The 12,520-nt window shown below is 36.7% G+C and carries 7 protein-coding genes; 2 read left to right on the plus strand and 5 right to left on the minus strand.

Annotation, left to right across the window (positions count from 1 at the left end; translation table 11 throughout):
* Positions 1 to 20 precede the first annotated feature (20 nt).
* The 5 genes from DRF59_RS01760 to DRF59_RS01780 all read right to left on the minus strand — a co-directional run bounded on the left by DRF59_RS01760 (position 21) and on the right by DRF59_RS01780 (position 9,353).
* Positions 21 to 1,394 (minus strand): T9SS type A sorting domain-containing protein, encoded by a 1,374-nt coding sequence (locus DRF59_RS01760; RefSeq protein WP_115956570.1) that lies wholly within the window; start codon positions 1,392 to 1,394, stop codon positions 21 to 23.
* A gap of 219 nt (positions 1,395 to 1,613) precedes the next feature.
* A complete protein-coding gene (locus DRF59_RS01765; protein WP_115956571.1) occupies positions 1,614 to 3,770 on the minus strand; it encodes a glycoside hydrolase family 97 protein in 2,157 nt (718 codons plus the stop codon).
* Between the two features lie 75 nt (positions 3,771 to 3,845).
* Positions 3,846 to 4,964, minus strand: coding sequence for a SusE domain-containing protein (locus DRF59_RS01770; RefSeq protein ID WP_115956572.1), 1,119 nt, complete (start codon positions 4,962 to 4,964; stop codon positions 3,846 to 3,848).
* An 18-nt stretch (positions 4,965 to 4,982) separates the two neighbouring features.
* Complete coding sequence (locus DRF59_RS01775; protein ID WP_115956573.1) at positions 4,983 to 6,584, minus strand: RagB/SusD family nutrient uptake outer membrane protein; 1,602 nt, start codon at positions 6,582 to 6,584, stop codon at positions 4,983 to 4,985.
* A 12-nt stretch (positions 6,585 to 6,596) separates the two neighbouring features.
* Entirely contained in the window at positions 6,597 to 9,353 is a 2,757-nt protein-coding gene (locus tag DRF59_RS01780) for a SusC/RagA family TonB-linked outer membrane protein (RefSeq protein ID WP_115956656.1), read from the minus strand.
* A gap of 330 nt (positions 9,354 to 9,683) precedes the next feature.
* On the opposite strand from DRF59_RS01780, the gene metG reads away from it, so the two are divergent.
* Together metG and DRF59_RS01790 are read left to right on the plus strand one after the other, a co-directional pair.
* On the plus strand, positions 9,684 to 11,720 hold the full coding sequence (gene metG, locus DRF59_RS01785; protein WP_115956574.1) for a methionine--tRNA ligase: 2,037 nt from the start codon (positions 9,684 to 9,686) through the stop codon (positions 11,718 to 11,720).
* A gap of 65 nt (positions 11,721 to 11,785) precedes the next feature.
* The gene (locus tag DRF59_RS01790) at positions 11,786 to 12,445 is read left to right on the plus strand and encodes a hypothetical protein (protein WP_115956575.1); all 660 of its coding nucleotides are present in this window, start codon (positions 11,786 to 11,788) and stop codon (positions 12,443 to 12,445) included.
* Positions 12,446 to 12,520 lie beyond the last annotated feature (75 nt).

Genomic DNA, 12,520 nt, shown 5'->3' on the forward strand with positions numbered 1-12,520 from the left:
TTTAAGGGAAATAGTATTAATTAATCAACGACCACTTTAAAAGCCTTAATCAGTTTCTTATTTTGAGTAAGTACAACCAGGTATACCCCTTGTATTTTGAGGCTATTCTGATATATTGTAATTTTTGAATCTATTTTTTCAACGGAAAGCATTCTTCCTCCTCCATCATAAATTGAAATCTCCCATCCTTCTGTAGGTGGGAATTTTACAGTAAAATTATTATTCATTTTTACAGGGTTCGGATACAGCATATATTGGAAATCTGAAGTGGCATCGCCTGCCCCTTTTGTATAAGCCGGGTCATGAATATTATTTTTATCCGGTTGCTTTTCTTCAATAATATTGGTGGCAAAAGTAAAAACAGCTGAGTTTTTATCTTCAGGGAATTCTACACCTGAATATTCTACTATTTCATCGTTAGCTTTTCCTTCTATTTTTTTTAAACTACCGTCCTCATTCTTAATAACCATCCAGTAGTTCAGACGTAAATTTTCAGGATTCATCAGCTTTTTGGCGATCTGCAGCACATATCCTTTTTTAGGGATGGTCTTTCCGATAAAATTGATTTCCCAGTTTCTCTTCAGTACCCTTAAACTTTCTTTCTCTTCAAACCCGAGATCGTTATTATCGTCAGACCATATCGCAAATGTATAATTATCTAACGAAGCATTATTTTCAAAGTTAGTTCTTGAAATTTTTTCTCTACCAATACTGATAATCTTATCTTCCTGATTGCTGGACTGTTTCTGATAAAGCTCGTTAGCATCATCCCTGCCAATTCCTGTAGGCCTGTTCTTAAAATCTTTGTGCTTTTCAGGATCCCAGATAACATCTCCTTTACTGTTGAAATATTTTACTCCCTCCAGTGAGATTCCGTATTTGATAGACAAATAGGTATGAACCTTTTCCAGGTCTTTTTTTGAAAGCTTTTTGGGAATAAAAATAGCCTCATAAAGATTTTTATCTTCAAGGCCTATATTCAGATGGTCTTTAGGGCTGGAAATTTGTTTAGGTCCCAGATAAGAAAAAATACTGGGCTTCTTTTTCAGTTCAATAAGCTTATCATTTCCACTGCTTTTGAAAGAGGTATTGCTAAGCTCGGCAATAATATCCTTATTATACCAGATATTTTCATCTTCATCGGAACTGTGAACAACGACAAGAGATTGAGCTTCATTTTTATTATATGTAATGGGCTTTACAAAGTGCTGCCTTATATTACAGTTATAATTAAGCAGCCTGTCATACTCGCATTTTGTGGTCTCCCGCAAAGATTCAGGTTTTGCTTTTTCCCAGATTTTATTTTTCTGATCAACAATTTGTGCTTTACCATAGAAGACACTTAAGTACAATACAAGGCAACAGCACATACTTAAACGGTACTGAGTTTTCATGCTTTCGATTATTAGTTACAGCCAAATTAGTAAAAAAATTAAAACAAGCAGGAAAAAATTTACAAAATTCAATTAATTTAACATAATAATTAAATTAATATCAATAAAAATGGAATTTTATTAACACTAAGAAACCTTACAAACAACTTATAACAGGAGATTTTTAAAATAAAATACCCCGGCTGAATTGCCGGGGTAATCATTATTTCAATTTTAAAATTATTTCACAGGTTTAATAGAAACAGCGAAACCACCACTTCTCACCATTTTAAAATTAATTTTTGATTTGCTTGTAATCTCTTTTTTATAGATATTATAGCTTTGAGGGTTATCAATATAATCTGCATCTTTTCCGTCTTCATAAATTGTTGCCTCATATTTTCTACCTTTATCAAGGAATGAGAAGTCTACGGTATATTCACGTCTGTTTTCGTCAGTAATTCCTCCTACAAACCAGTTTTCCGTTCCTTTGGCTTTTCTGGCTGTAATCACATAGTCTCCAGGTTCTGCTGATAAAATTTTAGTATCATCCCAATCTGCTGCCACATCTTTGATAAACTGGAATGCATCCATATGTTTTTTGTAATTCTCCGGAAGATCGGCTGCCATCTGAAGAGGCATATACATAGTTACATATAAAGCCAGCTGTTTCGCTAATGTGGTTTTTACAAAACGTTTGTCCCCAGGAAAATAGTAATCCAGCTTAGTCTGGAAGATTCCCGGTGTATAATCCATAGAGCCACCCATCCATCTTGTAAACGGAAGAACGGTCTGATGATCCGGCTTGTTTCCTCCAAATGCTTCATACTCAGTTCCACGCGCTGCTTCAGCAGAAATATAGTTCGGGTAGGTACGGCTTTCTCCTGTAGGGCGAACAGATTCGTGAGAGTTCACCATAATCTTATATTCATTTGCTTTTTCTGCAATTCTGTAATAATGATTAATTGTCCATTGAGAATAATGATGTTCTCCTCTTGGAATAATATCACCTACATATCCTGTTTTCACAGCATCATACCCATATTTATTCATGGTCTGGAATGCTTTGTCTGCCCATCTTTCATAATTCGTTGCAGACCCTGATGTTTCATGGTGCATAATCAGCTTAATTCCTTTAGAATGTGCATAGTCATTCAGCATTTTGATGTCAAAATCCGGGTAAGGAGTAATAAAATCGAAAACATATTCTTTGGAATGTCCAAACCAGTCTTCCCAACCAATATTCCAACCTTCGATCAATAACCCCTGAAATCCGTTTTCTGCAGCAAAGTCAATATATTCTTTCACTTTAGTATTGTTAGCAGCATGTTTTCCATTCGGGGTCAGTTTTGTGAAGTCTGTTTTTCCTAAATGAACATTTTCTGCTGTAGAATACGCCCATTGTGATTTACCGATGATCATCTCCCACCATACTCCCATATATTTTGTAGGATGGATATAAGAAGTATCAGTATATTTTGTAGGTTCATTAAGGTTGAAAATCATTTTAGAATCCATCACCTGTTCTGCTTTCGGTGCCACAATAATAGTTCTCCAAGGAGTTACGGACGGAGTCTGAATATATCCTTTTGCACCCTGTCTGTCTGCAGTCAAATGTGTTTTAAACTTAAAATTCTGAGCATCAACTTCTAAATGAGAAGCAGGATAATCCAATACCGCTGCCTCAGCAACGTTAATATATAATGGCTCTTTTCCTTCCCTTTTAAGCATTAAAGGAGATTGTACCGCATTTTTCACCAGGGTCTGTGAAGCATTGGCATCAAATGCCTTATCCCATCTTGCCGGAATTTCAGAAACTTTTGTTTCCTGGTATTGATACTCCTGGGAATCATAGTCTGCTACCATCCACCAGGCTTTCATATCCGTAGGAAAATCGATTTCAGAATCTTCTTCTCTGATTACAAAATAATTAAGATTTTTCTGTTGTGGAAACTCATATCGGAATCCCAACCCATCATTGAACAATCTGAATTTCACTACAATACTTCTGTCTGTAGAAGCCTGGTTTAATGTAATTGCTAATTCATTGTAATGATTAATATAATTTTTCTTTTCTCCAAGAACCGGCTGCCAGGTTTCATTTTTGGAGTCTCTTTTTTCATCTGTCTTTGCAAAGCCATTGTTCAGATCAAATTTTGCATCTTCCGGTTTGGCAATCTCAGAAGCAAATTTTATGGCTGTATCTTTAAATAATCTTAATCCCAATTTAGAATCTTCAACCACTACCGCACCATTATACTTCAGGTTATAGTAAGGTACTCCTTCTTTCAGCTGAAAATTCATTTCAAACTTCCCGTCCGGAGATTTCAGGGATTGTGCATTTACGCCTGCAAACATCATTGAGAGCAGAAGTGCTCCAACTGTAATTTTCTTCATAATGACTATTTAATATCTTTAAAAAATAAATAAGGTGCTGCGCCTGAGCAGCACCTTATCAAATTGTGGGTTTATTTACAACTTTGTAATGGTTAATTTATAATATGCTGAATTATGTAAATCCAGTTCTATTTTATAGTTTCCTGTTTCAGACACCTTGTAGCCCGGATCACCATCTACAGTATCTTCAGCATTAAAATAAGCCTGTACACTTTTTCCTGAAATCAGGGTTTCATCAGTCTTTTTAGGCTGGAATTTCAATGTCCAGCCATCATTTGCCCTGAATTTGAAGAAACCTGAACTGTTCAGCATAATGGAATTAATGACAAAGGTTTTAGTAGCTGGATTATACACAAAATCTGTATCTGAGTTCCATCCTGTAGGTGTAGCATCTCCTATGATACCGAAGTTTGCCGGCACAGAAGAATAGGTGTTTGCAGCCCAGTCAACCTTAATATAATAGGTACCTGCTGCAGGGGCTTTTATGTCTGCTCCATCCAGTTTTAATTTTCCTGAATTGGTACCATCATCTCCTTTATTCCCTGCCCAGTCCTGATTAATAGAAAACTTATATTTTCCATCTTCTGGTCCGCTAACCGTATTGATCCATATGAATCCTCTGTATTTATCATTTTTTTCCGGAGAAAACAAATTCGGTGAATTGGCAGGTGTCCAGTTTGCATATCCAGCTGCTCCTGCATAGCTGCCCGGAACATTAATCTTAGGATACACCAGATCAGGATTGGGTGTATATGGAGTTACTTTAAGCGCTATCACATTGGAATAAAAAGCTGCTGACCCAACGGATGTTTTCAGTCTCGCTTCAATTTCATTCACAACATCTGGTGTTGCTCCAATGCTAAACATCGCAGCATTCATTGCGGCATGCGTAACAGGCCCTGACGTTACATCATTCGGAAAATCAACAGATGCGCTTTTTTTAAAACCGTCTCCTTTAATACCGAATTCGATTTCCTGACTGGGAACCACAGCAATATTGAATGTTGGTTTTGTCCATGTAAAATTAATTACAGCATCGTTAGCCGTAAGTTCATTAAGAACTAGTACTGTTTTATCGGAAGAAATTTTACCTGCAGCAGTTTCATTAATGATTGCCTGATCTTCATCTTTTTCACAAGAAACCATTACCCCCCCGATAAAAGCCATGGTTAGTATTTTAATTAAATTTTTCATTTTCAACAGTATTAAAAGTTAATAACCAGGGTTTTGAATCAGGTTAGGATTAGCTATAATATCTTTATTCGGGATCGGGAAAAGATTTCTGTAACTTTCTACAGCTTTACCATCTTTAATGTTACCTTTCCATGGCCATAGGTAATCTCCTGTAGTATATTTATTAAAACGTATCAGATCACTTCTTCTGGTTGCTTCCCAGGATAATTCCCTCGCTCTTTCGTCCAGAATAAAATTCAGATTTATTGAAGATACATTTCCATTTGTATTACCATATGCACGCTGTCTCAATTGGTTAATGTAACCTATTGCTGTTGCCTGATCACCACCTGCTCCACCTCTCAATACAGCTTCTGCATACATCAGATAAATATCTGCTAAACGATATAAAGGAATATCTGCCTCTACCCAATTGTCATGTGCCCCCGCAGATCCATTACTTTTTATATTCTTATATTTTATGAAAGCATAGCCATCTGTGAAGGAACCCAGGTCATTAATTTCTAAATTTTGTCCGGCAGTATAAAATCTACCTCTATGATCACTCCCGTTGGCAGGGAACAGATTAACAAATGATTTCGTTGTTCTTAATCCGCTCCAGCCACCATTGATTCCAAAATCAGAAGCTGTCATACTTCCTCCTACCGCAGCATGTACCAGATAAGTAGTTCCACCATTGGTCTGTGTATTAATCCCATCAAAATTAACACTAAGAATTTGCTCCGGATTATTAATGTTATTATCTGCAAGAAACAGATCATCATACTTCGGTTTTAAAGAATAACCGGCTGCAATTACTTTATTACAATATGTAATACAATCCGTATTTCTCTGTGTTCCTGTGTATACCTCTGCATTTAGGTATAATTTTGCCAATAATGACCATGCAGCTGCTTTGTCAGCTCTTCCGTATTCATTGGTTTTAGGATCTTTTAATTCTCCTGCTACTGCAAGCAATTCAGATTCAATAAAATTAAATAATGCTTTTCTTTCTATTCTTTGCGGCGGATTTGCAGACCCTGGCATATATGTTTCATCTACAAATGGAACATTTCCAAACATATCTATCGCATGATAATATGACTGGGCCCTTAAAAAACGTGCCTCTGCCCTCATTAATTTTGCCTGGGTAAGGTTATCTCCCGTAATATTATTAGCTGCTAATTTTTCATCTGTTACATTTCTAAGAAACTCGTTGCAAAAAGCGATTTCTGTGTACACTCTATAATACATGGCTGCAATAAATTCATTGGAAGAGTCCCAGGTCATTTTATGAAGGGTATGAAGATTTCCATCATTCCATCCTATGACCGCTTCATCAGTTGTAATTACATTCAAGGTATATAATAATCTTGTATATTGGGAGAACCCTCCATTAATACCATTGATATCACTATCAGGCTGATCTCCGTCACCACTTACCTGTCCTCCCATAGCAAGACCGCCATAGAGCTTTGCTAAAATATTTTTATAATTAGAAAAGTCTTTGTAAATGCTGGCTGAAGTAACATCAGTAATAGGTTCTCTTTCAAGGTCACCCACACATGACGCCGTAGTCAGTAAAAAAGCAGCAGAAAGAGGCAGTACTATATTTTTAAGTTTGATTTTATTAAGTTTCATCGTAATAATTATTTAAAATTGAAAATTAAATCCTAAAGAATATATTTTAGGCATTTGATAATATCCGTTATCTATTCCTCCAAATACTTCAGGGTCTACCCCTGTATATTTTGTGATTACGAAAACGTTTTGTGCCATACCATATATTTTCAGGTTACTTCCTTTAGAGAAAACCTCACCGAAATTATATCCAATGTTGATATTATCCAATCTTAAGAACGATGCGTTTTCAACATAAATATCTGATTTATATTGAGGTACGGAAAATTTATATTCCGGAGCTGTATTGAATACATTTTGAAGATACTCATTGGTAGAGGCAGATTGCAGTGAGCTGTTGGAGGCCATATTGTTATAGACATAGTTTCCTAATACAGCTCTTGCACTAAGAGCAAAATCCCAATTTTTATGTGAAACTTTTGTTGAGAACCCTAAGATAGCATCCGGAGTAGTAGACTTATAGTAATACATATCTTTAGGAGTAATCATTCCATCTCCATTCCGGTCAACAAATGCTCCATCTACAGGTTTTCCGTTATTATCATATACTTGCTGATATACCCAGAAAGAGTTTGGTGCATACCCTACAGCATGTGCCTGAATTCTGTTTCCGGAACCACCTTCAATTCCTCCGACTTCCATATTGAATGATTCATCAGCCCTGTCTTTTAATTTGGTTACAATTGGCTTATAGTGTGTTGCATTAAAGCTTAGTTCCCAGGTAGTCTTTTCATTCTTAACTGGAACTACTGTAATACTTCCTTCAATACCTTCATTCTTCATATCTCCCACATTCTGCCAGCTTGCATTACTTAATCCTCCGGCAGGTTCATCAGCATATACCAACAGATCTTTTGTATCTTTTCTGAAAAGATCGATGGATCCGGTAATCCTATTGGTAGCAAAACCAAAATCCAATCCTATATTTTTTGTCGTTGTAGTCTCCCAGGTAAGGTTTGGATTGTAATTAGCAGGTCTGAACATATAATAATATTCATTTCCAAATTGATAATTAGCACCCGGATAACTTGGATTATACGCAGCAAATGCCGGATAATTGTTAGGTTTATTCCCGTTTAAAGCCGGCAACTCCTGCTGTCCTGTTTTCCCCCATCCGGCTCTCAGCTTCAAAGTACTGATTGAGGATATATTTTTAATAAAATTTTCTTCATTCAGCTTCCATGCCAAAGAAACTCCCGGGAAAACACCCCATACATTATCTCTTGTACCATTAAAAAATCTTGAAGAACCATCTTTACGTACTGAACCGGAAATGATATACTTATTGGCTACAGTAAAAATAGCCCTTCCGTAAAATGATATCAATGTATTTTGGGTTTCAAAATCAAGATCCGGAGGTAATGTCGTTCCATTTCCTCTGTATGTAACAGCTCCGGGGATGATTGTACGGAAATCCTGATAAGCATATCCTGCAGTCACGTCTACCCCTGTATTGATAGCTGTTATATTTTTAACATAGTTAAAGTAGGTTTCAAGAAGTTTATTTTTCTTTTCCATCGAATACAAATTCGAACTTCCTTTATCACCATATCCAGGTCTGTAAATGGCATCCTTAAACTTGTGTCCTTCACTTTTGGTATAATCATATCCGGCATTTACATTAAAATGCAAGTCAGGAAGAAAATGAAACTTATAATCCAACTGAATATTCCCCAATCCTCTTGTTACAGACGAAATATCACGTATTCCGTCAATCATTCCAAGTGGATTTGAATTTGCATTTACGTTATATCCTGTTGCCGATCCTGCATCCAACCATTCATAATAACCGCCATATTTGGTATTTCCTGAATACACCGGCTGGGTGGGATCGAAATAGGTAGCAGCTTTAATTACTCCACCATCCACAAATCGATTATCTGTAAAAGTTCCTTTTGCATTTACATTTACCGATAAATGATTGTCAAAGAATTTTGGATTCAAGTTCAACCCTACTGAAGTTCTCCGGAAAGAATTGGACCTTACAATCCCATTTTGTTCATTATAACCTAAAGACAAGCGGTAAGGAAGCCCTTTAATTCCTCCTGAAAGAGCCACATTATTATCTGTACCCCATGCTGTCTGATAGATAAGGTCTTGCCAGTTAGTATCAGCATTACCTAGCTTGGTTTTATAATTTGCTGGTGCATAGGTATTGACAAAGTCTCTAAATTCCTGGGCATTCAATACATCCACATTTCCCATTTTTGTAGACAATGAAGTTACTGTTGAGAAATTGATTTTAAATTTTCCGGCACTCCCTTTTTTGGTTGTAATCAATATAACCCCATTTGAAGCTCTGTTTCCGTAAATTGCTGTAGCAGAAGCATCTTTCAGTATATCGAATGTTTCAATGTCATTCGGGTTTATTAAAGATAAAGGATCTGATGCCCCGTTAACTCCCACAAAATCCTGAGGAACCCCGTCAATAACAATAAGCGGCGAGTTTTCACCACTTAAAGATGATGTTCCTCTGATTCTGATCTTTGTTCCTGATCCAGGGGCTCCACTGTTATTGGTAATCTGTACTCCGGGGGTTTTACCTTGGATCAGCTGACCCGCAGATGTGGCACCTCCGTTAAAATCTTTCGCTGTAACAGAAGTGATAGATCCTGTAAGATCAGACTTTTTCTGCTTTCCATATCCGATCAGAACAACCTCTTCGATTTTCTTTTCCTGCGGAATAGAGTCTTTGGTCTGTGCATGCACTATTGAGCTGGCCAATAAAAAAGCAGGCGCAATTTTTAATACTGTTGTAAAATTCTTCACAATCTTATTTTTATAGTTTCGTTTATTCGTTTTTGGCATGAAGCCAGTTTTGCAATTTATAAAAAAAATAGAATTATTATAAAATTAATATAATTTAGGATAAAATTATGTATATTACGATACTTATATAAATTAATTATCTAAAATCCAATAATTTAAATGATACTATGTTAAGCATAACACACGTATTTCTTTAACATAAAGTTAAACAATTGTTTAACTTTATTTCATGTTTAGCATGAAAAAAAACTCTACTGAGCCGGAATAACTCCACAAATAAGGGCTATTCAACAGATAATCCTTATCTTTGCATCCAAAACTTTACTATAAATGTCAAACAGAAAGATGATTACGGCAGCTTTGCCTTATGCAAACGGACCGGTTCATATAGGGCATTTGGCAGGTGTTTATATTCCTGCGGATGTTTACGCAAGATTTCAGAGAAGATTAGGAAAGGATGTAGCGTTTATCTGTGGTTCGGATGAGCACGGTATTCCTATTACCATAAGAGCTAAAAAAGAAGGAGTCACTCCACAGGATATCGTGGACAAGTATCACGAAATCATCAAAAAGTCTTTTTCGGATCTGGGAATTTCATTTGATGAGTATTCAAGAACCACCTCTAAAAAGCATTATGAAACCAGCCAGGATTTCTTTAAGGTTTTATATGAGAAAGGAAAATTCACAGAAGAAATTTCGGAACAATATTTTGATGAACAGGCAGAAGAATTCCTTGCAGACCGTTATATTGTAGGAACATGCCCGAACTGTGGTAATGAAAATGCTTATGGAGACCAGTGCGAGAAATGTGGTTCTACCCTTTCTCCTTCTGAACTCATCAATCCAAAATCAATGCTTAGCGGAAATGTCCCGGTACTTAAAGAAACCAAGAACTGGTATCTTCCTTTGAATGAATACGAAGATTTCCTGAATGACTGGATCATTGAAGGCCATAAAGATGATTGGAAACCCAATGTATACGGACAGGTTAAATCATGGCTGAATGATGGTCTTAAACCTCGTGCAATGACCAGAGATCTGAACTGGGGTGTTCCTGTTCCGCTTCCAAATGCAGAAGGAAAAGTACTGTACGTATGGTTTGATGCACCAATCGGGTATATCTCTTTCACCAAAGAATGGGCAGAAAAAAACGGAAAAGACTGGAAAGATTACTGGCAAAGTGAAAACAGTGATCTGATACACTTTATCGGAAAAGATAATATTGTATTCCACTGTATTATTTTTCCTTCGATGATGAAAGCTCACGGAGATTACATTATGCCGGCCAATGTTCCTGCTTTTGAATTCCTGAACCTTGAGAACGATAAGATTTCCACTTCAAGAAACTGGGCAGTATGGGCGCATGAATATGTGGAAGATTTCCCCGGACAACAGGATGTTTTAAGATATGCTCTGCTTTCATCTGCTCCGGAAACAAAGGATAACAACTTTACCTGGAAGGATTTCCAGACTAAGAATAATTCTGAATTGGTAGGGATCTTCGGAAACTTTATCAACAGAGTTGCTGTTCTTATTCATAAATATTACGATGGTGTTGTTCCACAAGGTGATGTAAACAGTCCTGAATTGCAGGAAATAAGTAAATCGGCAAAAGAAATTGCAGGATTCCTTGAAAATTATGAATTCAGAAATTCTTTAACTGCTTTAATGAACCTTGCCCGTTTCGGGAACCAGTATCTTCAGACCGAAGAACCGTGGAAAACCATTAAAGATAATCCGGAAAAAACGGCTCAGTCCTTATTCATTGGAGCACAGATTGCAGTGGCTTTAGCTCAGTTATGTGAACCTTTCATGCCTTTCAGTTCTGAAAAGCTGTTGAATATGTTCAATGTTGAAAAGAAAGACTGGAGTACTGTTGAAAATCAGTCAGTGCTAATTGAAACGGGACATAAAATCAATGAAGCATCTCTTCTTTTCTCAAAAATTGAAGATGATGTCATCGAAGCTCAGATTCAAAAGCTGGAAGACACAAAACAAAACAATAAAAAAACAAATCCTAACGCAAACCCAATGAAAGAAGAGATCACATTTGATGATTTTGCTAAAATAGACCTTAGAACAGCTACTATTTTAGAAGCTGAAAAAGTAGAAAAAGCAGATAAATTATTAAAACTTACTGTAGATACAGGGGTAGATGTAAGAACTGTTGTTTCTGGTATAGCAGAGAGCTTTACTCCTGAAGAAGTAATCGGAAAGCAGGTTATGATTCTTCTGAACCTTGCTCCTAGAAAGATCAGAGGAATTGAATCTCAGGGAATGTTATTGTTAACAACAAAACCAGACGGAAAATTATCTTTCGTAACACCGGATGACAGCAATGTTGAAAACGGTATTGAGATCGGATAATTAAAATCCTTATAAAGATAACAGGCTGTTTCACCAGAAGCAGCCTTTCTTTTTATATACAGTATATGGTTAGTAAAAGTATTTTAAGAAAGCTCTCCAACCGGGAACTGGAGACTTATTTACAGGAAGGCAACCATTTTGTTCCGGAAGCCGTTCAGTTCGCTTTTGAAATTCTGGAAGAAAGAGGACGCGTTTTCAGTGAACAGGAAAAAACAGCTGTTCAGCAATTGATTCAGCATAAAAAAGAGGAAGAGGAAGCAAAACATACAGAAGAGATAGAATTCTGGAAAGATCATATTACGGAAGACCAGGTGGCCATCAGGCTCTATTCACAAATAACTATTTTTATCAGCAGTATTTTCTTCAGCACGATTCCCGGAGCTATACTACTTTCCCTTAATTTAATCAAACTCAGAAAATATCCTGCGGCCGTTTTTACATTGGCATTTGGCTTTATTTTCTTTTTGGTTCAAAGGTACGTTCTGATTTCCCATTTCGGTACAACTTCCAGATATAGCCCGGAAATAGGGGTTATTGCTGTGGGAGCATTGGGGTTAATTGTAATCAGTGTTTTAGCATCACCCCAAAAGCTTCCTTATCGTGCGGCATCCTATGTCTTTCCCGCAATTCTATGCATCATAACCACAATTCTGATGGCTTTTTACTTCCCTGAGTGGTTTTCTTATTATCCATTTGCAAGGAGCATTCATCTGTTGAGGCAATAATAAGGAGCTGATTCCCGCTATCCACTCTTACTCCTCGCCCCAATTTTCCCATTACTAAGGCCTCGATCCCCAGAC

This window comes from Chryseobacterium flavum (assembly GCF_003385595.1).
In the GTDB taxonomy this organism is placed as follows: Bacteria; Bacteroidota; Bacteroidia; order Flavobacteriales; family Weeksellaceae; genus Chryseobacterium; species Chryseobacterium flavum.